Origin of the sequence: Methanosarcina thermophila TM-1 (assembly GCF_000969885.1) — an archaeon.
Lineage (GTDB): Archaea > Halobacteriota > Methanosarcinia > Methanosarcinales > Methanosarcinaceae > Methanosarcina > Methanosarcina thermophila.
In genome coordinates, this window is sequence record NZ_CP009501.1 from 84,294 (window position 1) to 106,515 (window position 22,222).

Consider the following 22,222-nt stretch of genomic DNA (forward strand, 5'->3'; position numbering starts at 1 on the left):
ATAGATACCGCTAATTTCTGAGAACTTCTGGCATTTCCCGAATCATATTTTTGATTATCAGGAGCCTTTAGCTGCCGGAAGATAGGGGACGGGTTCAGTTCGGAAGCCTGTGGAAGCTCGGAAATTTATCTCGAAAGAGAGACTATAGTGTTGAAAGCACCATAAACTGCGCCGAGCAGCGTAAGATCTGTGCAAACGCGCTGAAGGTCATTCATTATCATTGATTAAGGAGAAAGCTCACCTGAGCATCCGGAAGAAGAAACTGAAAGGCTTGAGGGCCGCAGGACAAAAGCAGCATACAAAACTGCACGACAACACCTATAAAATAAAAAATAAGAATAAAAATGAGCATCACTTCGGAGGAATCACTTGGCAAGAAAGAAAGTACAGAGAAAGCTTGACGGATGGAAATCCAAGGAATGGTTTAATATTGAAGCCCCCGTTTATTTAAACAGGGCTATTGTCGGCACCACTATGGCATCAGACCCTTCCCTGCTCATAGGGCGCAATGTTGAAACCACTGTTGGGGAACTCACTAACGATATCACCAAGAACAATACAAAGGTCATCCTCAGGATCAACAATGTCGTCGGGGATGTCGCAACCACGGACCTTATAGGTCATGAACTAACAACCGACTATGTCCGCTCAATCGTGAAGAGACAGACCTCAAGGATAGATGCAAACATCGATGTCACAACAAAAGATGGCTATGTCATCCGTGTAAAGCCCACCTGCTTCACCATCAAAAGGGCACGCTCAAGCCAGATTAAAGCTATCAGGGAAATAATGGTCGACATCGTCCAGAAGCGCGCATCTGAAACCGATTTCGAAACCTTCATGCAGGAAGCAATCCTTGGCAGGCTCTCAGCAGCCATTTACAGGCAGGCAAAATCCATTTATCCGCTCCGCAGAGTCGAAATCAGAAAAACCCAGGTCAAAACCGCGCCTGCACTTGCACCCGCACCTGCAGCAGCATAATTTCGTTTCGGTTTAATACAAAGAAGCAGGAGAAAATCCTTTCGGATTTTCTTAATCTCTTTTCTCAATCTCTTGCTGATAATTTTGAAGTTTTTCCACTTATCAGGCTTTTGTTTAAGTTTGCTGTTGAACCTACCTCTGAGCTTGCTTCTGGGCTTGCAGAAGCTTTTTCCTTCCTGATTCTAGTTTCTCATTTCCTTTGCCTGATTTTTTCCAGTATTCTCTACCTTCTTTGCAGCGCCGGTTTACACAAAAAATCATTTCAGTGCTTTGATCCCCTTCTTCTTTTAATCTGAAGAGCTTCCAGCCGCAGCTCTCACAGGTTCTATCAACAAGGGTCAATTTTCCGGTTTTGGGGACAGAGTGAGTATACCCGCAGCGTTTCGTACAGCCCAAGAATCGGGTATCTTTATAGGTGATCAGGAACATGCTTCCGTCACATTCAGGGCAGGGACCGACTGTTTCGGGAGGGTAGCATTCTTTTTCAAGGTCGCAGGTAAAGCAGGGACCTATACCTACAGCCCAGTTATACTTGTTTCCGACTTTCAGGACAGCGATTCCTTCCTTCTTGCATTCTTTACTCCTTAACACGGTAAGAGCCCCGGCTTTGGGCAGGGGATAGGAATTCCGACAATCAGGATAGCCTGTGCAGCCCACGAAACGTCCCGATTCTGTCTGTACTATCCTGAGCACATGCCCGCAAGCTTTGCACGTTCCTATGTAATTTTTTTTGTCTTCAAGGGCAGCTTCGTCCTTTATCGCGCCTGCTATGCTTGAGGTCAGTTCCTTTTTGTTTGCTTCAAGCTGGGCGTACATCTCCCGAATAAGGGCTGTACCTTCCTCAAGGGCAGCTTCAAATTCTTTTTTCCCGTCTTCGACTTCCTGGATTAAAGCCTCAATCTTTGCTCTTATATCCGGCTTGATAAGAATTGGGACGGTAAGAGAGAGCCCTTCCATAAGGGTAAAACCTGTATCCAGGATAGAAATTGTTTTTCCCTTTGTCTCGAAATACCCTCGCTTCTTGTTTGTTTCTATATGTGTAGGAGCTGTTGCCTTTGTCCCAATCCCATTTTTGTCCATAAGGGTCAGAAGTTCGGCTTCGGTCAGCTTTTTTGGAGGGCTGGTTTTGGATTTTGTGTTGCTTAGTTTTTTTATGCCCACTTTCTGTCCTTCTTCCACAAACGGGAGAAGCTTATCCTTCTTATTTTCAAAGGGATACGCTTCAAGCCAGCCCATTTCCTTGAGCACAGTTCCCGATGAGTCAAAGGGTTCTTCCTGCACAAGCAGGTGAAGATGGGTTTTTTCGAAAACTGCTGCCGGCATAAGATTTGCCAGGAAATGCCTTGCTATAAGGTCATAGACTTCAGAAGCCTGAGGGATGTTTACTGCCGAGCTTACCTCTTCTCTTGAAGCTGCCCTTATTGGGTGGATAGGAGGATGGTCATGTGCATCTTTTTCTCCATTCTTCGGAGCAATCGGGGCTATAAGTATACTCTCTGCAAAAGGTTTGTACTCCTTCTGGCGTGCAAAATCAAGGACAAGAGATTTGAAATCGAAGTCATCGGCGTACTTGTTAGTCTCGGTTCTGGGATAACTGGTAAACCCTGCAAGGTAAAGCTGTTCTGCAACCTCAAGGGCTAGCTCGGGGCTTATCCCAAGGTACTTGGATGACCGTTTCAGAAATTCGGTAGTATTTAATGGGCTGGGAGGGCTGGTCTTTGTCTCCTTCACCGTTTTCTTCGCGACCACCCCTTCTTTTGCTCCTTTCAGCCGCTTGAAAATCTCAGCAGCTTTTTCCTTGTCATGAATATTTCCTGCTCTGTGGGTGCCTTCGAAATCTCCCCCTTCTTTTCCGCCTTCTGCCGAGAAAATAGCGGTTATCTTCCAGAAGTCCTTTGCCTGGAAAGCCCGGATTGCCTTTTCCCTTTCGTATACAAACCCGCAGGTAGGCGTCTGGCAGGGACCAATTGAAAGAATATCCTTTGTCCTGGTTTTTTCCCTGACTGAAAGCGTGACAAAACGCGTAAAAGCAGCTCCCATTTTCAGGTCAAGAATCTGCCTTGCTTCGGCAGCCATTGCCATGTTATAATCCGGCTCTACCAGGCTCTCAAAGGCTTTTTTTACCTCTCTTGGGGACAGGGCTGAGAAGCGTGCCCTTGCAATCGGTACATCTGTCACTTCCTCGGCAAGCGTTTTGGCTTCGAATCCTATGTTTTCTCCTTCCCTATCATAGTCGCAGGCAAGCACGATCTTATTCGCCCTTTTTGCAAGGGTCTTTATAGCAGCCGCATAATCGGCTCGCGTTACAAGCTTTTGAGGGTCAATTTCAAAGAGTACACCCGGGTTGACATCACTCCATTTATTATACTGCTCCGGAAAATCATAATTCATAATATGCCCGGACAACCCCATTACCAGCCATTCTTCCCCTTTCCACTTAAATTCGTATACTGGCAGCCCTTCCACTGTAATTTTCTCGACTTCTCCTTCGCCCAGAATGCTGGCAATCTGGGCTGCTGCCTTATTTTTTTCCGCAAATGCTACAATTGTCATAAAATACCCTGATTTTGTTCTTGAGATCGCCTTCAGACCTAAAATAGTGTAAATTAAGAGATCTGTAAAAAGTAATAATCGAATTTATGATTAAATTCGTAAGTTAACACATAAATAAATATATAATTGAGTAACAATCAAATGCACAGGTGGATAATGAATTAATGGTTAACGATACTACTGATTCGATTTAATTCTGCTGACTCAGTTTAATTCTACTGACTCAGTATAATTCTACAGACTCGATTTAATTTTACTGATTTAATTTAATTTTACTGTTTTAATTTCATTATACGGGCTATCTGTAAAACCCTTTACTTTTTGAATAATTTCGGCATTTTTCTCTTTGCTTTCTTGCTATACAATATGCTAAAAAATACGTCTACATTATTTATATATTTGTCTGTTTATACATAATAAACGACTTCCCAGACATGAAAAGATATATCAGTTCACTGTCTGTTCTGCCCTGAAATAAAGGAGCATCGAGTTAATCTTTACGCTCAGACCTCTGGTCGGGTTGTAAAATATGAGAATTAATTGCAGTCAAGATTATTCATACTATCGCGATGTGTTTTTATCAAATGTGTTTTTACCAATACACTTTAATTAAATATTAGATTATAGCTGCTTTATTCACCTCACAATCTGGAGTAACAATGACACTGATGGAAGATGCGAAGAGGGGAATTATTACTCCCACAATAGAAGCCGTGGCAAAAGCTGAAGGAATAGACCCTGAAATCGTCCGCTCCTGCGTAGCAAAAGGGTTGATAACGATTCCTTTAAATAATAGACGAGAGACCCGTCCAGTCGGCATTGGCAAATATATGAGCACAAAAATCAATGCCAATGTGGGAACTTCAAGGGATTGCATAGACATTGAAGCCGAAATCGAAAAAGCAAAAGCTGCAGAAGCTTTTGGCGCTCATGCAGTAATGGATCTTTCCACAGGCGGGAACCTGGATGAAATCCGCACCCGCATCCTGAAATCCGTTAATATTCCTGTCGGAACAGTTCCGATTTATCAGGCTGCAGCTTCCAGAAAAGTTGTTGTGGAGATGACCTCGGATGATATGTTCAATGCTGTCCGGAAACACGCCGAACAGGGTGTGGACTTCGTAACCGTGCATGCCGGAATCAATTTAAATTCCCTTGAGCGCCTGCGCCAGAGCGAGAGGATAATGAACATTGTAAGCCGGGGAGGTTCTTTTACCCTTGCCTGGATGCTGCACAATGGGGAAGACAATCCCTTCTATGCCGAATACGATTACCTCCTTGAAATCGCAAAAGAATATGATATGACCCTGAGCCTCGGAGACGGTATGCGCCCGGGCTGCATTGCCGATGCCTCCGACCGTCCGAAATTCATGGAATTTATTACACTCGGCGAACTTGTAAAGCGGGCAAGGGCAGCTAATGTCCAGACCTTTGTGGAAGGTCCTGGTCATGTGCCTCTGAACGAGATTGAGCTAAGTGTCAGGGGTATGAAAGAACTTTGTAACGATGCTCCCCTCTATCTACTGGGTCCCCTCGTAACCGATATTGCTCCAGGCTTCGATCACATTACTGGCGCAATAGGGGGCGCAGTTGCAGGTATGCATGGCGCGGATTTCCTCTGCATGGTAACCCCATCCGAACATCTTGCCCTTCCGACTCTCGATGATATAAAAGAGGGCTTGCTTGTAACAAAGGTTGCAGCTCACACCATTGATCTTATAAAAGAAGGTCCTAGAGAACGCGCCTGGGAAAAAGACCTGGCAATGGCATATGCTCGCAGGGATCTTGACTGGGAAAAGCAGTTCGAGCTGGCAATCGACGGCAACAGAGCTCGAAAAATCCGGAACGCCAGAAAAACCGAGAGCGATACCTGCTCGATGTGTGGGGATCTCTGTGCCCTGAAAATCGTAAAGGAAGCTTTTGAGGACAAGAAAAAGGGATAATGAGTTTTTCTCAATTCTTTTCTATTTTAGTTCTTCTTTACTTCATTTTATCTCATATTATCTCTTTTTTAGATCTTTTTAACTCTTTTTTAGACCTTTTTAACTCTATCTTTATTTTTAATTCTCATTTGAATCTTTTTTAATCCTTTTTCAAACTTGCTGTCTGAAAAATAAAGTTCATTTGATAGATGGAAAACAGGTTCACTGTCTGAGCGAATAAACCTCAACCATATGATGAGGGTGGTATCTCAGCTTTGCCTTTCGAAGCCCGTCGATGCCGAGATCGCTTTCGCGGTTGATAAACTCCACCTCGCTGGCAAGAACTGCTGCGGTCTCGGTATTGATTACCTTGTAAATTCCTTCATATTCAGGCAGACCTTTCTCGAAATGAATCAGTGCTGTGTTAGCGTTAAGACGTTCAAAAAGAGAGATAGCTGCTACCTCTGAATCTACCCTTATCATAAGACCTCTTAGGGGCAGTTCGGTGAAATGCTCTATCGCGTAAGAGATTGCCTCTATCTCGTGGGCAAGGAAGAGATTATCCTCGCACTTTTTGCTCTCACACCATTTTACCAGGAACTCCATTATCTCTTCCCGGTTACCGGGTTTTATCGGCTCGACCGTATGCCGATATTTTTTTCGGAATCTGTTAATCTGGCTGCGGATCTTGAGATATTTTTTTCCCGGAAGCTTCACAAGGTCTGAAGCCCGGTATACGTAATCGAAGTGGTTCAGGTCTGGAACCAGCAAAAGCTCAGGTTCAAGTCTCTTAATCCACTTTGCAGTCTCAGGGTCAATCCGTATAAGGGGCTTCTTATCGTCGCCTATATCAAGTGCGAGCCGTATTACCTCCCGCATGAGTTCAGGATCGCGGGGACCGATAGGCGGATGCAGCCGGGTCACTCCTGCGGCAGTACACGCAAGAATCACGTTTCCTTTCACATACGCATACCTGTGATGCATAAAACTGTTCCAGCAGACCATGCTCGTGAAAGTATAATCGCTATGAGTTTGCGGGTAAAGCGCATAATGCCGCTCGAAAAAGGCCCGATCTGCAAGTGTGACCGGTTTGAAATCTTCCTGACAAAGCATTTTAAACAAGACTTTTTAGCTATTAAATAAATTTTTTAATCTCAAATCTATTTTTCTGTTGATAAAAATCGTATACAGTTGATTACTCTTACTTTTGAGGTAATATAATTTTTACTAAATATTTCTTTTTATGAGAGTTTAAGATGAGATTTACTTAAAATTAAATTGGAATATTTTACGATCCTTTTTTCATAACTTTTTTACCTTCGCAGGAAAGCCGGCGATCTGTATCGGGTAGATTTTCATAAAATCTGAATTATGGGGAAAAGAAGCAGGAAAAGCGGTATTTCTTCACTATGTAAGGCTTGCAAAAAGGAAACTGAAGAAGAGTGGAATGGGCAGCCCCTTTCTGGAATCCTGCCAGAAAATTCTATGAACATTCTGGAGGATGCCCTGTTTTGAGGGCTGGCATATCTACAGATCGGATGCGGATAAGTTCGAGAATATCATTGAAAAATAAAAAATCGACCTTTTCTAGCCCTGACCGTACTCCTGACCGTACTTACTTTGAGTCCCACATTTTTACAGTTGATTTCAACCTACTGAAATCAAGGTGACACTTTCCAGTTCAGGTAACGTCTTCCTGCTGGATAAAAGAATGCCGTTCGAGATGTTCAATCCTCTTTTCAAGTTTTTCTATTTCTTGCAAAATATCTTTTACTGCCGCTTCTTTACCCTGTTCAGCACCCGGCTCTTTTCCTTCGGTTTTTTCTACAAATTCCTGAGCCAGCTGCATAAAATGGTCAAGTTTCATGACCGGAAAGGTCTCGAACCTGCACAGCCCAATAAAAGGTATCACTGATTCTGCATAAGTTTTTTCATTCTCAGATTCATAAATTACAAATGTTCGATAGCCCCTAAGATCGGTCCATTCATCAATTACTTTTATGCCCTTCGGATATTTGTAATTCTTATAGAGTTCTGCAACTTTTAAGGAATCTTTCGGCTCCCAGGTAATGATATCCATTAGCAGCATTTCATTATACCCCACGTAAAAAATGATCCAGATTCTCTCTTATTTTTTTTCATTGAATCGGAAACGGATTAAAAAGTACATCTGGCAAAGTTAAGTATCGTTTCTTTCCAAATAGTATATACTTTTAGGAACAAATATTCAGGAAAAAAGGTTCAGGAAAAATCTTATTTTTAAATCTGTATTTAAAATCTCTATTTATATTCTTTATTTTGATTTCCCGATTAAGTTTACTCTCAGGTTTTTCCTGTTGGAGTAAAAGTATACGAGCTTTTTGAGTTAAAAAAACGAGAGTCTGGATCACTTTTGTCTTCTATCCGAAAGTTCACTTCTTTAAGACCTGAACATAATTATCTATGTATACATTTTTAGGTACTGTTCTTATTGCAATGTAGATAAGAATAGGAACGATTATCATGTCGTCAAGATGTCCAATTACAGGTATGAAATCCGGTATTAAATCAATCGGAGATACTGCATAGCCTATGGCTATCCATAACAGTATTTTTGCACGCCTGGGAGTTCGAGGATCTGCGTATATAAGCTTGCACAATTCTATGTACTTTTTTGCATTAATTTTTATTTCTCTTAATTTTAGCATGACTAACAATAGATACAAAATTCATTGTTTATAAATAATTATCTGTATTATTAATAGTATATAATCATTAATATGTAAAAACAAAATTTGTTCATTGATGATAGCCTGATTTAGCTAAGATCACGAATTTTAATCAGAGCACGCGTTAAATCTATTCAAAACTAATTTTTTTCATTACTCAATATAAAAAGCAGGCATGGAATAATTTGCATAGACTGATAAGGGAGAAGGACTAACTTGTGAGATTCAGGTGGCACTTCGCCTAATTCCACTCCCCAGATCAGTCGGCTTGAACGCAAATAAAAACAATCAGTTTTTTCTGCTAATCTGTTCTAAGTTCTGAAAAAAAAGCTAATCTAAAATAACTACATATATTTTAAAAAATAGTGACAATGTCCCTTCGTTCATCTTCGAAAAAATTAATATTCTGCTGATCTTTATATGTCCTAACTCGCTTTCTGCACGCTTGTAACTGGAAGATCAGCGGAAAACGCCAAAAAATATGTGCAAATAAATTGATCTATTTCGAAACAGAAGCAGAATAAGGCTTTTTGAAACCCTATTACAAAACAGCCTCCAGCAAAACAGGGATCGAGACAATAAAAACATGGAGAAAAACATATGAAGGGAAATGAATATGACTGGGATAAGGAACTTAAGCCAGACATGAAGTACTATCGCGGCTGGCATTTGATAGCTCTTATCATTCTTATGCTTGCTAATATATATCTAGAAATTAAATGGCTTTTCTTTAGTTAAATATCACAAAACTGATTCAAGCAAAACAAGGATTGAGACTTGCTATCATCTCTAAATTCTTTGAAGCATCTCTTAAGAGAGTTAAATGTTGAAAAACAGCTCCCAGCAATACGAGAAAGAAAATATAATCAGTGAGAAAATCTTTTTAGAAATAAAATCTTTTTAGAAATATTATTTTTCTTTTCTTTAGATTCGATTTTATATCTTTACTAATGGTGCACGTTTATGCCGGTTATTTATAAAATAACATATCCTAATGGTAAAATATACATTGGGCAGGACAGGACAGATAGCATCAACTATTTTGGAAGTGCTAACAATGATCTCATTGAAAAAGATTTCACCAAGGATCAAAAAAGAGATTTTACAATAAGGAAAGAAATTATATGGGAATCCGAAACTTCTTCTATCGAAGAGCTTAATCGAATGGAGATAATGTTCATAGAAAAGTTTCAATCAAATAATCCCGACATAGGTTATAATAGAAGACCAAAATTCAAAAAGTAATATATTCTCAACTAAGTTTCTATCCACACTTAATTACTTTCTTATCTATAGAGAAAAATAATCTATTAATCCCACTTCCCGCATCTATACACAAAGTTGCCACTTTTTTAAAATAAAAGTGAATTTTGAAAAAAGAGATATTTATTAGTGACTAATTATGACCCCTTTGAAAAAAGGAGATCTAAAATAGACTCTTTCTGCCTCTCAATAATCTCTCCCCAGAAAAACCTCAGTACAGTTCTTCTTCAAAATCTTCCTCATTTTGAATACACTTTAACACTTCAAGTTTCCTTTTCGCATCTGCCATATCGGGGTAGAGGCGCAGGATCTCATTGAAGGTTTTTATAGCTTCTTCATATCTTTCCATCTTTCCGAGGATAACTCCTCTGTAGTTCATGGACTGAACATCGCGCGGGTTTATCCTGAGCAACCTGTCAAAGGTTCGCAGGGCGTCTTCGTACTTTCCGAGTTTTGCAAGGGAAATTCCCAGATATTTCAGGGACTTCTCGTGCCAGGGGTTGAGGGCAAGGGCTTCCCCGAAAGCCCGGCAGGCAGTTTCGTAGAGTTTCTGTTTGAAGCAGACAACCCCTACATTGTAGATTGCCATGATGTTTTCTGGATCTTTTTCCAGCACAAGACCAAAGGCTTTTAAGGCTTCCCTATACATTTCAAGCGTGCAGAAAGCGATACCTTTGTAGTTCAGGGCATCAAGGTTTTCAGGGGAGATGTCAAGGATGCGGTCGAGATAGCCAATAGATTCCTGAGCCCGACCGAGTTTGATAAGGGTCGTGGCTGCGTTGTAAAGGGCTTCTTCGTTTTTCGGGTTGAAAAGGGCTGCTTTTTCAAAGGCTTTCAGGGCTGCTTCAGGGTTTTCGAGTTTAAGCAGGCAGAGCCCGAGGTAGTTCAGGCATTCAGGATCCTCAGGCGAGGCTTCAAGCAAAACTTCAAAAGTTTCGGCAGCAGCCTCGTATTTCCCAAGGTTGAAAAGCGAAAGTGCGGTGTGGTAGAGGGCTTCGCTGTGAGTAGGGTCGTGTTTCAGAATCAGGTCAAAAGCCTCAAGGGCTTTTTCATACTCCTGAAGCTCCATTCTGGCAATTCCAAGCAGGTAGCAGGCTTCAATGGAATCAGGGTAGTCAGGGGTGAACAGGGGCAGCCTTTCAAGGTACTGCACTGCTTCCTCAAAGCGCTGGAGTTTGAAATTCGCGACTGACTGGTTGTAGAGCGCGTTTAAGCTCTCAGGGTTCAGGGTCAGGACTGAACTGAAAGCCTGGCATGCTTCCTCGTACCTGCCCATTCCTAGAAGGGTAAGCCCCATTTGCTCCCAGCCAGCTTCCAGGGCTGGATCGAGTTCCACAGCCTTCTCTAAAAACTCAATAGCTTGCTCGTTCTGGTCAAGCCCCCTTAAAGCAAGCCCTGATACATACCATAGGTCAGCAGCCTCAGGTTTTATCTCAAGGAGCTTTCCAAATGTCTCAAAAGCAGCTTCATAATATCCCATTTTGAGCTGGGAAAGCCCTATTTTCATCCAGGCATCCTCGGTCTCAGCTTCATTTAGTTTATCTTCTAATCTGCGACTTTTTTCCCGGCTTTCCTCATGATTCTCTGCTCTGGCTGCTCCCTGTATTTGTCCCTGACTTTCTTCCTTAATTTTTCTATCTAATTCGGATTTATCATCTTCAAGACTTTCCAGATTGTTTTTTTCAGGGATTTTGGTCTGATTTCCCGTGATTGCTTGCTCGAAAGCCTCCAGGGCTTCAGCATAGTACCCCGCAGAAAACAGGATAAGACCTTTTCTGTACCAGGCTTTTTCAAAGTCAGGATAACGTAAAAGGAGCTCGGAAAACACCTCCATAGCCTCTTCAAGCCTTCCGAGTTCCAGAAACACAATTCCTTTACCATAAAGAACTTCTTTAGAAGCCATTCCGCTCACTGACAGCTTTTCGAGCGGCAGGAGAGCTTCTTCATATCTGCCAAGCTCTATCAGGGAGAACGCAAGTTTTTCAAGGAGTTCTTCAAAAGCCCTGCTGTTCTTGAGAGCCAGAGTTTCTTTTGCAGTTTCTCCCTTACCTTCTTCTCCGAGCACTTCAATGCCTTCAATATCAAGGTTCTCAGCTGCAAGTTCAAGAAGAGTGTCAACTGCAGAGACTGCTTCTTCTATCTTTCCGAGTTCGAAAAGGGCAAGGGCTTTTTTGTGCAGAAGCTCCAGATCGGTACCTTTGACATCAAGGGCAGCATCAAAAGCTTTTACGGCTTTTTCATGTTCTCCGAGCTCGAAGCAGGAAAGCCCTGTATAATAGGGTAATTCGGGCTTCTGGCAGCCAAGCTCATAGGCATTTTCAAAAGCTTTTACAGCTTCTTCAAAGTTCCCGAGCCTGAAGAAGGCAATACCTTTGTAGTAATACAGATCTTCCTTTCTCGAGCAGTGTTTCAGTGCTGTACTAAAAGCTTCGACTGCCTTGTCATATTCCTTAAGTTCAAAATGAGTATGCCCTTTTTGCTCAAGGGCGAAAGTACAGTCAGGCTTAAGTTTAAGCACGGAATCGAAGATGGCTGAGGCCTCCTTTAGCTTCCCGCGGGTTTTCAAAACAAGCCCTTTCCTGAAAAGGACAGTTTTCCTCTCTGGATTTCTCTTCAGAACCATATCGAAAAGTTCAAGGGCTTCATCGTAAAGCCCCTGTTTGAAGTAGGTTGTGCTCAGGTGTGCAAGAGCCTCAATATTTGACGGCTCTCTCTCAAGAACTTCCCTGAAGCCTGAAGCTGATTCTTTATATCTTCCCGACCGCAATAAAGCAAGGCTTTTCATGTAGAGAGCGTCAAGGTTTTCAAAATCTATTTCAAGCGCGGCTTCAAAAGCCCTTACAGCCTCCTCAAAATTCCCGAGTTCGAAACAGGAAAGCCCGAACTGGTAACGTGCATCCTTGTAAGCAGGGTCAAGCTCAAGAACCTTTTCAAAGGCTTTTATAGCCTCCTCATGCTGTTTCAACTTTGAATGGGCTGTGCCTTTAAGGTACCAGGCTTCTCTGGATTCCGGTTTTTTGTTGAGCACTTTGTCAAAAGCCCCAAGGGCAGTCTCATATTCCCCGAGTTCCATTGCAAGTTTTCCTTTTTTACAGTGTATTTCCGGATTTTCGGCATTTTCCGAAGGAAGCTTCTGAAAAATTTCCAGGGCTTCCTTTAACTTCCCTAGTTCCAGCAGGGCAGTCACAAGGTTGTCTAAGAGATCTGGGTAATCAGGATTAATAGAGAACACTTTTTCAAAGCATTCCAGGGCAGCTTCTATTCTTCCGAGCTTGAACAGGGCTGTTCCCCTGCTGTAAATAAAATCTGGATTCTCTGGGTTTGTTTTAAGCGCTTCGGCAAAAGCTTCGCTTGCTTTTTCATATTCTTCTCTAGCCAGTAAAATCAATCCCAGATTTTTCCAGGCGTCCTCAAAATCAGGTTTGAGCTTTACAGCTTCTTTGAACGCCTCAATAGCTTTATCCTTTTTTCCAAGTTCTCTGAGAACAATACCCTTTTTATTCCAGACCTGCTCAAGATAAGGGTTAAGCCGCAGACCTTCTTCAAAAGCGCTCAGGGCTTCCTCATAACGTTCCAGGGAATAGAGAGCAAAACCCCTGTTAATCCAGCAGGTATCGCAATCGGGTTTAAATTCTGTAGCTTTCTCAAGAGCTTTAAGGGCAGTTTCAAATTTTCCGCAGTCAAGCAGAATTAATCCTTGCTGGAGCCACAGCCTGTAGTTTTCAGGTTCTTTTTCGAGACTCTGTGCAAGGGACTTAAGGGCTTCTTCAAAGCGACCAAGTTTAATAAGCACATCCCCTCTCAATTTCTGGGCGTCTGTAAATTCTGGATTGTGCTCAAGCATGGAATCGAAAGCTTCGAGGGCTTCTTCGTACTTTCCTATCCTTACAAGCAAACGCCCCTGCTGATACAGGGCATCCCCGTACACAGGATCAAGTTTGGCAACTTCGGAGAAAGCCTGTGCAGCCTCCTCAAAGCGCTGCAGTTTCACGAGAGCAAGAGCTCGATTGTACTGGATTTCTTTTGCTTTCGGATAGATCTCAAGCATTGCATCAAAGGCTTCAAGGGCTTCATCATAGACCTCAAGTTTCATCAGTGCAAAGCATTTGTAATTCCAGGCTTCAAAATAAGTGGGATCCAGCCGGATGGCTTCATCGAAAGCTTCTATGGCATCATTGAGCCTGAGCAGCTGGATAAGAGCCAGACCTTTCCTGAGCCAGATCTCTTTATTCTCTGGACTGATTTTCAGAACTCTGGAGAAAGCTTTTTCCGCATCTTCATAACGACCAAGTTTATTTAAGAGGATGCCCCTGTGATAGAGCGCAGTCTCGCTGGCAGGAAATTTTCTTAAAAATGCATCAGTACATTCCAGAGCTTCTTCATACTTCCCAAGCTTTGTCAATAAAAGGCATCTTTGTTCCCAGGCATCGGTATGCTTTGGATTTTCACGGATCAGAGAATTGAAGCATTCAAGTGCCTTTTCATACTGCTCAAGCTTTGCAAGAACCAGCCCTTTTGCATAGCAAACGTCTGCGTTTTTAGGGTCGATTTCAAGTGCATGCTCGAAACACTCCAGAGCCTCTTGGTAGTTGCCAGCTTTTCCAGCTACAGTTCCGCGCGCATGCCAGGCGTCTCCGCATTTGGGCTCAATTTCAAGTACCTTCTCAAAACAAAGAATTGAAGCCTCATTCTTTCCTAACTCGGCAAGTGCAAGCCCTTTCCAGTACCAGGCTTTTGGGCTTTCTGGATTTATTTCAAGTGCATTGTCATAAGCTTCCAGAGAAGCTTCAAATTTTCCAATAGTGGACAGAGCAATTCCTTTTTTGTACAGGGCATCGAAATTCTCTGGCTCGAAGTGCAGGATTTGATCAAAAGAATCGAGGGCTTCTTCTGTCTTCCCAATTTTCAGCAGGGCTAGTCCTCTGTTAAAAAGAGCTCCTGTGTGACCTGGAGTTTTGTCCAAAATCTTATTGAAAACATTAATTGCTTTTTCGTACCTTTTTTGCCTGATCAGGCTAAGGCCTTTTTGAAAGGCTTCATCGTGATTGATAACCAACTCCTCCGATCCTTTTTTCTAATTTTCTTCCTGCAATTTTTCTCAATCATATTCTTAAGTTTTCTATACTCGTTCGTTTTCGCTTACACTGCCATTTATTCATAAAAGTTTTTATAAGATTTTCTTTCATTTTCTTTCAAGTTAAAACCAGTCTAAATGTAATATACAGGTCTTTTCATGGAGACTTTAATAATATTTTCCCTTTACTTATTACTATTATATGTGAAAGACTAAATGCAGGATTTCTAAACTTGATTAAACTACAAAACTTTCTGACAATGCTGCCTTAAGATGCCTGCATGTTTCTTCATTGAAGCAAATAAGGAAGACCTTCTCCGGCAATTGGTTTTCCTGAATAAACTTTTTTATTTCGGAGACTGCAATTCTTGCAGCCCTTTCTGAAGGAAAATTGTATGCTCCTGTACTTATGGCTGGAAAGGCAATGGTTCTTACTTCATATTCTCTGGCAAGCTCAAGACTTTTTCTATAACAGGAAGCCAGCAGATTGTCCTCTCCTTTCTGTCCCCCCTGCCATACAGGACCCACAGTATGTATTACCCATTTTGCAGGCAGGAGATAACCCTTTGTAATTTTTGCCTCTCCTGTAGCACAACCTTTTAAACCTTTACATTCTTCAAGGAGTCCGGGTCCTGCAGCTCTATGGATAGCGCCATCGACCCCTCCACCTCCAAGGAGAGTAGGGTTTGCGGCATTTACAATTGCATCAACTTCCATTTTTACAATGTCTCCCTGGATTATTCTTATCCTGTCCGAAATCTGCAACATATTCCATTCTTTTGCTTTGGTTTCTTTATATTTTATTCGATTTTTATATTCTCCATTAAAATCTTTTCTAATGTAGTGTATACCTATGTTTATCTGTATGTTCTGTTTTTGCTATTTTCACGCTGTTTCTTGCTTACCTTCTTGCTTTATAACTACATTATCTGCTCTTGCTTTGTCATTTTGGTTCTATTCGTTTAATCGTCTCTCTCATTTCAATGTTTTAGATTGTGTGCTTTCTCTCTTTCACTTCAATATCTTAGATTGTGCATTCCCAAACAATCATATAGCATAAAACATAGATAATATTAATCAAATTGGGCATGGGGATTTCGGTTTTCCGAAGGCAGTTATTTGCCTTTGACGGTAACTCCGAAAATTTTGATATGCTTCAAAGAGGCTCCAAATCTACATTACTGCCGATCTTAAAGCTTGGCAGTGCCAAAAGTAAGCAACATTGGGAGTAAAAATACCAGAAATTTTCAAATTGAAATTTAATATGGGGAGAAAATTATGGCTGAAATGACACTTAGAGAGAGACTTTTAAACGCACTGGAAGGGAAAGAAGTTGACAAAGTGCCGGTCTGTTCTGTAACCCAGACCGGAATTGTTGAATTAATGGAAGAAGTGGGAGCTCCCTGGCCAGAAGCTCATTCTGACCCAGATAAGATGGCAAAGCTGGCAATTGCAAATTACGAGCTTAGCGGACTTGAAGCTGTAAGAGTTCCTTACTGTCTGACCGTACTTGCCGAAGCCATGGGCTGCGAGGTGAACTTAGGCACAGTTAGCAGGCAGCCTTCCGTTACTGGGCATCCTTATCCTAAAGATCTGGAAGACATGAAGATGCCAGAGAATCTGCTTGATATGGGCAGAATCCGGGCTGTACTGGATTCAATAAAAATAATAAGAGAAAGAGTTGGACCGGATGTGCCCATTATAGGTGGTCTGGAAGGTCCTATTACCCTTGCTTCCGATTTGGTGAGTATAAAATCCTTTATGAAATGGTCTATTAAAAAACCCGATCTGCTACGGCAGGCACTGGATTTTGCAACCGATGCAACGATAGCTTATGCGAATGCTATGGCTATTGCAGGAGCAGACGTTGTCTCTGTTGCTGATCCTGTAGCATCTCCTGACCTCATGAGTCCGGACTCCTTTAAAAATGAACTCCAACCAAGGCTACAGAGATTTGCTTCAGAAGTAAACTCTGTTAAAGTCCTGCATGTCTGTGGAAATGTCGCCCCTATCCTTGATTATATGGCTGACTGCGGTTTCGAAGGCTTGAGCGTTGAAGAGAAAGTCGGCAGTATAAAGAAGGCTAAGGAAATACTTGGGGACAGGGCAAGGCTAGTAGGAAATATCTCCAGTCCATTTGTCCTTCTTCCGGGTCCGATTGAAAAAATAAAGGAGGAAGCGAAAAAGGCTCTTGCCGAGGGTGTAGATGTACTGGCTCCAGGATGTGGAATCGCACCTATGACCCCGCTTTCTCACATTAAGGCTATGGTCGAGGCAAGAGACGAGTATTATGCCTCAGGATCCGCAAAGTAAAACTGATTTAATTACATTTTACCGATTTTATTAATTATTTTTTATTAATTATTTTTTATTAATTATTTTTTATTAATTATTTTTTATTAATTATTTTTTTATTAATAGTTTAACTTCTACACAATTTTATATATTTTTGTATATAAATATAAAAAACTTTATATGAATTAAATGAATTTATCAGGAAAATTAAAGTTTGTATTCCGTATTCTGTATTAAAAAAGGAAAATACACCCAAAAAATGAAAGTACATCCCGTGTTTTAAAAAAGGGAAAAGGAGAAATTGCCTTGATTAGAGGCCGTAATTCTCCGGCTTAAATACTTTAATTTCCTGTTTGTACTTTGTAAGGCAATCACTCATGAACTGTTCCTTATCATCAGTAAGACTCTCGAGTGCAGCTTTTGCATCTGAAAGGGCTTTGGATTCGAATCTGGAGAGTTCGAGGTTTTTCTTCGCTCCTTCCTCAATAATATTGATACATTCAATAGCTGCGTTCTTGGCGCGGAGATAAATATCATCTCCGTTTCTTGTGATTGCCTCTCCGATTCTGTAGGCGTTATTGTATGCTAGTACATAGCCCTGTGCATCTCTGTTCATGTCGGAAGCCACAAACATGTCTCTCAGGATTTTTTCGTTGCCCGACTGCAGGGCTACATTCATGAGTGCGCAGTCATAAGCAAGGGTCTCGGCCCAGCACTGGACAGTTGTACCGCCGAATTCTCCGTGATATTCAACGGATTCATTGGACCAGAGGTCACAGCACTGCATAGTGAGGTTACCCATGAGGTCAGAGTGGGCACAGGTTGAGGTCTTACCTTCCTGAGAAATCGGGACACCTGCAATAGCCTTACAAATGGTGTTTTCGTAACCACAGTCCTTTCCGGGTCCTACTGCACCTGCTTCATAAGCAACGAGAGATCTGGCGGCAGAAACTGCCCTTGCAATGATTGCAAGTGTGTGAGCGAGGTTCTTATCCAACAACCCGCCTGCAATGAACATTGCAGTGTTTGCCTGGGCACAGTCAGTATCACCGGATGCCACTACGTTGTTTTTCTTTGCAATTGATGCAATGTCCTGCCATATCATTTCCATATCCATGCTGCCAAGAACGCCTATGCCATAAAGCACTCCAGCCATATCGTTCCTGAGAATTGCATAGTCAAAGACTTCTTTCCCACCCATTGACTCAACCGCGAGCATGTCGGCTCCATTCTCGGCACACTGTTCAAATGCCTCCATAAAGACGCTGTACTTGTCTCCTCTGAGTTCGAGGAAATCCCTGCTCTCACGGATATCACCAATGGTGTGGCGGAGTGCGCACTTTATGCCATACTCGTCATGGTAATCTTCCATGATAGTCTTCTGGGCATGTGCAACCTCTGCTCCCCAGTCAGGGTTGTTTGACATCTGCTGAACGTGTTCGGTTTCAAGTACCACAGCAGGAGCTCCGATTTGTACCATCCTTGCCATAATGTCGGTGGTGATCCTTTCATATTCTTTTACGAGTTTTTCTTTGGATACTCCGGCTTCAGGTCTTGGAGCATAGTTCACTTCGGGAGTTGTATAACCAGCACCGATCTCAAGTCCCAGTCCGGCTTTGACGGGATTGACAGCTCTTCCGAAAACCATCTCATCTGCGCTTGAATAAGCCATTTTAGTACATCTTGTTACTGCCATCTACTACACCTCCTCAGTGCTTATGGAATTTCTCCCTCAGTTTTACGATGTTGTCCCCATGCTCCCTGATGAAATCGGCTATCTTGGGAGCATCGGCTGCTTCTTCACCATATACTCCAAGTTCATACTGGGATACGAAGTCCTGGTTCACAGCACCGCCGCCACATGCAAAAGGAATCCTGTAGCCTTTCTCCAGAAGTTTGTCATTAACTTCCTTGAATGCATACATGGTCGTGGTCATGAGAGCCGTACCTGTAAGCATAAGGGGATTTTCTCTTTCAACAGCTGCTACCACTTCGTCTACAGGGACATCTCTTCCAAGATCCACTACATCATAGCCAGCTGCTCTCAATAGTGCGGCTACAATATTCTTTCCAATATCGTGGACATCACCTTCTGCAACATGGCAGACAACTTTTCCTTTGGTTTCAGGTGCTTTTCCTGCTTTCTCCTTGACGAATTCTATACCTTCTAACATGGCATCAGCGGACATCATAACATTTGGCAGGAAAATGACTCCTTCATCGTAAAGCCTGGAGACTACTCCCATTCCAACCATCAATGCATCGTTAATAAGAGAGATTGGGTCTCTCCCAGCGTCGATGGCTTTTTGCAGTCCCTCTACGACATCATCTTCTTCGCCTTCAAAGATAGCTTTTGCAATCGGGTAAATCAGTGAATCCTTTGGGTAAAGTTCTTCTGCAGCCTCTTCCGGTGTCATTTCCTTTTCCATTTTTACATTGTAACGAACCAGAATACTACTGGGATCTATTTCTATCAAATGTTTAACCTCCATTTTGGCATTTGAGGAGCAAGCAATCCCTGATTATCTACAGGAATCAGAGCCGGGTTTAAAGCTAAAATTCTCCCTGAATTAGATCCTACTGTTATTTAGGCATCTAAATATCTGGGTTTTTTCATAGAGATAACTAAATGAGATCTAATCAGGTATAAATCCCCAAATTCTTCCCAATTTATTAAAGGGACTCTTAACTCCCCTTAATTTAATTGGAATCCCGCATATATAAAACTCACTGAGCAAGTTTAACGTTCTAATACTGAGTTACAATTACTATTTTTGTCATTAGGAGGCTTTGTTATCCTCAATGTCATCGCCTTTACTGAACTCTTTCTAACATATATCCGATTAAATAATATACAGAGTTCTTAACGTTTCGACTACCTCTAACAAAATATACTTTTCAAGTTTCCAGCAGAATGAGGAACAGCCAGAGGATCTAAGGTAGAAAAAGAAATTTAGCAAGCGTAAAATTAGTTGTTTTATATTAATTGCAGTTCAATATAACAAGTTCTAATCCAATAGTGACAGATTTTAAATTACTCATTTTCTCTTGACTTAATGGATACTGGAAATAGTCTCCCGAAAGATAACTGTAGATAGTCTCCCGAAAGGTATATGTAGGTAATGCATTTAGGAAATTCCCTGATTTGGATTAATCAGGGTACTAAAAACTATAGCTTTAGTAAATGCATGCATTTGCTGTATTGATCTTTAGCTGAATGTCCCCTCAACAAAATCTTTATCAAAAACTTTATATAAGATTTGTCTTATGTGATTCCTCACAGAAGACAGTTTGTGAACATTCGACTTTCTTACGATCCTGAAAAATCGTAATGATAATATTCTCTATAAATTCAAACAAATTTTCCTTTTGTTCTGAATTTGTGGAGATAATCGGATGAAAAAGCTTTATATATCAGACTGACCTTGTATCTGATCCTCACACAAATCAAATGTGTTGAGAGGAATGATACAAAGCTTTATATATATGAAATATCTTGTATGAATTCCTCATAACTCAAAACGCAATGAGGAATGATACAAAGTTTTATATACAAGAAATGTCCTGTATATATTCCCTTACAGCACGACTGTGTTGAGAGGAATGATGCAAAGCTTTATATACAAGAAATGTCTTGTATATGATCCTGCGCAAGATGATTGCGTGGGTTAAATCATATATCTCTTTCATCTTTTAATGGAGTCAGGAGTTTTTTCCTGTCTGACGAGGATTTTGTCGGTTCGGTTAATTCTGGGCGGTGAGAGTTTATCATAAACAAATACAGATCATCGCGGAACTGGAATAACTGAATTGATAGTTGTTAGTGCAGTTTCTGCGACCAAGCCCTTTAATTTTCAGTGTGCGACACACAATTCTGGTTGATCCTGCCAGAGGTTACTGCTATCGGTGTTCGCCTAAGCCATGCGAGTCATATGTTCTTCGTGAACATGGCGTACTGCTCAGTAACACGTGGATAACCTGCCCTTGGGACCGGGATAACCCCGGGAAACTGGGGATAATACCGGATAACGCATATCTGCTGGAATGCTTTATGCGTAAAATGGATTTGTCTGCCCAAGGATGGGTCTGCGGCCTATCAGGTAGTAGTGGGTGTAATGTACCTACTAGCCTACGACGGGTACGGGTTGTGAGAGCAAGAGCCCGGAGATGGATTCTGAGACATGAATCCAGGCCCTACGGGGCGCAGCAGGCGCGAAAACTTTACAATGCGGGAAACCGTGATAAGGGGACACCGAGTGCCAGCATCATATGTTGGCTGTCCAGATGTGTAAAATACATCTGTTAGCAAGGGCCGGGCAAGACCGGTGCCAGCCGCCGCGGTAACACCGGCGGCCCGAGTGGTGATCGTGATTATTGGGTCTAAAGGGTCCGTAGCCGGTTTGGTCAGTCCTCCGGGAAATCTGACGGCTCAACCGTTAGGCTTTCGGTGGATACTGCCAGACTTGGAACCGGGAGAGGTAAGAGGTACTACAGGGGTAGGAGTGAAATCTTGTAATCCCTGTGAGACCACCTGTGGCGAAGGCGTCTTACCAGAACGGGTTCGACGGTGAGGGACGAAAGCTGGGGGCACGAACCGGATTAGATACCCGGGTAGTCCCAGCCGTAAACGATGCTCGCTAGGTGTCAGGCATGGCGCGACCGTGTCTGGTGCCGCAGGGAAGCCGTGAAGCGAGCCACCTGGGAAGTACGGCCGCAAGGCTGAAACTTAAAGGAATTGGCGGGGGAGCACAACAACGGGTGGAGCCTGCGGTTTAATTGGACTCAACGCCGGACAACTCACCGGGGACGACAGCAATATGTAGGCCAGGCTAAAGACCTTGCCTGAATCGCTGAGAGGAGGTGCATGGCCGTCGCCAGTTCGTACTGTGAAGCATCCTGTTAAGTCAGGCAACGAGCGAGACCCGTGCCCACTGTTACCAGCATGTCCTCCGGGACGATGGGTACTCTGTGGGGACCGCCGATGTTAAATCGGAGGAAGGTGCGGGCTACGGTAGGTCAGTATGCCCCGAATTTCCCGGGCTACACGCGGGCTACAATGAATGGGACAATGGGTCCCTACCCCGAGAGGGGTTGGTAATCTCCCAAACCCATCCGTAGTTCGGATCGAGGGCTGTAACTCGCCCTCGTGAAGCTGGAATCCGTAGTAATCGCGTTTCAATATAGCGCGGTGAATACGTCCCTGCTCCTTGCACACACCGCCCGTCAAACCACCCGAGTGAGGTATGGGTGAGGGCACGAACTTCGTGTCGTGTTCGAACCTGTGCTTTGCAAGGGGGGTTAAGTCGTAACAAGGTAGCCGTAGGGGAATCTGCGGCTGGATCACCTCCTAAGCAAAAAACTCACCACCCAGATGCCGATAAACCGAAACAAAATCCTCAAACCATTAAAATAATCGATCATAATTC

The 22,222-nt window shown here is 42.5% G+C and carries 12 protein-coding genes and 1 rRNA gene; 5 read left to right on the forward strand and 8 right to left on the reverse strand.

Annotated elements, in window-relative coordinates; all coding sequences use genetic code 11:
- Positions 1-369 precede the first annotated feature (369 nt).
- Entirely contained in the window at positions 370-981 is a 612-nt protein-coding gene (locus MSTHT_RS00405) for a 30S ribosomal protein S3ae (protein WP_048166100.1), read from the forward strand.
- A gap of 132 nt (positions 982-1,113) precedes the next feature.
- On the opposite strand, the gene MSTHT_RS00410 is transcribed toward MSTHT_RS00405, so the two are convergent.
- Positions 1,114-3,534, reverse strand: coding sequence for a DNA topoisomerase I (locus tag MSTHT_RS00410; RefSeq protein WP_048168258.1), 2,421 nt, complete (start codon positions 3,532-3,534; stop codon positions 1,114-1,116).
- A gap of 659 nt (positions 3,535-4,193) precedes the next feature.
- On the opposite strand from MSTHT_RS00410, the gene thiC reads away from it, so the two are divergent.
- Complete coding sequence (gene thiC, locus MSTHT_RS00415) at positions 4,194-5,477, forward strand: phosphomethylpyrimidine synthase ThiC (protein ID WP_048166101.1); 1,284 nt, start codon at positions 4,194-4,196, stop codon at positions 5,475-5,477.
- Positions 5,478-5,678: 201 nt separating this feature from the next.
- On the opposite strand, the gene MSTHT_RS00420 is transcribed toward thiC, so the two are convergent.
- The 3 genes from MSTHT_RS00420 to MSTHT_RS15435 form a co-directional block, all read right to left on the reverse strand.
- The gene (locus MSTHT_RS00420) at positions 5,679-6,569 is read right to left on the reverse strand and encodes a DUF2156 domain-containing protein (RefSeq protein WP_048168259.1); all 891 of its coding nucleotides are present in this window, start codon (positions 6,567-6,569) and stop codon (positions 5,679-5,681) included.
- Between the two features lie 568 nt (positions 6,570-7,137).
- Positions 7,138-7,560, reverse strand: a complete 423-nt coding sequence (locus MSTHT_RS00425; protein ID WP_231588120.1) for a DUF3303 domain-containing protein — start codon at positions 7,558-7,560, stop codon at positions 7,138-7,140.
- A 307-nt stretch (positions 7,561-7,867) separates the two neighbouring features.
- Positions 7,868-8,143 (reverse strand): YkvA family protein, encoded by a 276-nt coding sequence (locus tag MSTHT_RS15435; RefSeq protein WP_048166103.1) that lies wholly within the window; start codon positions 8,141-8,143, stop codon positions 7,868-7,870.
- 984 nt (positions 8,144-9,127) lie between these two features.
- Between MSTHT_RS15435 and MSTHT_RS00435 the strand changes: the two genes are divergently transcribed.
- Positions 9,128-9,409 (forward strand): GIY-YIG nuclease family protein, encoded by a 282-nt coding sequence (locus MSTHT_RS00435; RefSeq protein WP_048166104.1) that lies wholly within the window; start codon positions 9,128-9,130, stop codon positions 9,407-9,409.
- A 229-nt stretch (positions 9,410-9,638) separates the two neighbouring features.
- Here MSTHT_RS00435 and MSTHT_RS00440 read toward each other — a convergent pair whose 3' ends face one another.
- Positions 9,639-14,483, reverse strand: a complete 4,845-nt coding sequence (locus tag MSTHT_RS00440) for a tetratricopeptide repeat protein (protein ID WP_048166105.1) — start codon at positions 14,481-14,483, stop codon at positions 9,639-9,641.
- A gap of 255 nt (positions 14,484-14,738) precedes the next feature.
- Positions 14,739-15,269 carry an O-acetyl-ADP-ribose deacetylase gene (locus MSTHT_RS00445; protein ID WP_048166106.1) on the reverse strand — a complete coding sequence of 177 codons (531 nt, stop codon included), beginning with the start codon at positions 15,267-15,269 and terminating at the stop codon, positions 14,739-14,741.
- 510 nt (positions 15,270-15,779) lie between these two features.
- On the opposite strand from MSTHT_RS00445, the gene mtaA reads away from it, so the two are divergent.
- Positions 15,780-16,814 carry a methylcobamide:CoM methyltransferase MtaA gene (gene mtaA / locus MSTHT_RS00450; protein ID WP_048166107.1) on the forward strand — a complete coding sequence of 345 codons (1,035 nt, stop codon included), beginning with the start codon at positions 15,780-15,782 and terminating at the stop codon, positions 16,812-16,814.
- 292 nt (positions 16,815-17,106) lie between these two features.
- Here mtaA and mtaB read toward each other — a convergent pair whose 3' ends face one another.
- Both mtaB and mtaC read right to left on the reverse strand, forming a co-directional pair.
- Positions 17,107-18,492, reverse strand: coding sequence for a methanol--corrinoid protein co-methyltransferase MtaB (gene mtaB, locus MSTHT_RS00455; protein WP_048166108.1), 1,386 nt, complete (start codon positions 18,490-18,492; stop codon positions 17,107-17,109).
- A 13-nt stretch (positions 18,493-18,505) separates the two neighbouring features.
- Positions 18,506-19,288 carry a methanol--corrinoid protein MtaC gene (gene mtaC, locus MSTHT_RS00460; protein WP_048166109.1) on the reverse strand — a complete coding sequence of 261 codons (783 nt, stop codon included), beginning with the start codon at positions 19,286-19,288 and terminating at the stop codon, positions 18,506-18,508.
- 1,379 nt (positions 19,289-20,667) lie between these two features.
- Here mtaC and MSTHT_RS00465 point away from each other — a divergent pair.
- A 16S ribosomal RNA gene (locus tag MSTHT_RS00465) occupies positions 20,668-22,145 on the forward strand.
- Positions 22,146-22,222 lie beyond the last annotated feature (77 nt).

Coding starts and splice junctions, on each gene's coding strand:
- MSTHT_RS00410 (WP_048168258.1), bottom strand. CDS start 3,534: ATGACAATTGTAGCATTTGCGGAAAAAAATAAGGCAGCAGCCCAGATT.
- thiC (WP_048166101.1), top strand. CDS start 4,194: ATGACACTGATGGAAGATGCGAAGAGGGGAATTATTACTCCCACAATA.
- MSTHT_RS00420 (WP_048168259.1), bottom strand. CDS start 6,569: ATGCTTTGTCAGGAAGATTTCAAACCGGTCACACTTGCAGATCGGGCC.
- MSTHT_RS15435 (WP_048166103.1), bottom strand. CDS start 8,143: ATGCTAAAATTAAGAGAAATAAAAATTAATGCAAAAAAGTACATAGAA.
- MSTHT_RS00435 (WP_048166104.1), top strand. CDS start 9,128: ATGCCGGTTATTTATAAAATAACATATCCTAATGGTAAAATATACATT.
- MSTHT_RS00445 (WP_048166106.1), bottom strand. CDS start 15,269: ATGTTGCAGATTTCGGACAGGATAAGAATAATCCAGGGAGACATTGTA.
- mtaA (WP_048166107.1), top strand. CDS start 15,780: ATGGCTGAAATGACACTTAGAGAGAGACTTTTAAACGCACTGGAAGGG.
- mtaB (WP_048166108.1), bottom strand. CDS start 18,492: ATGGCAGTAACAAGATGTACTAAAATGGCTTATTCAAGCGCAGATGAG.
- mtaC (WP_048166109.1), bottom strand. CDS start 19,288: ATGGAGGTTAAACATTTGATAGAAATAGATCCCAGTAGTATTCTGGTT.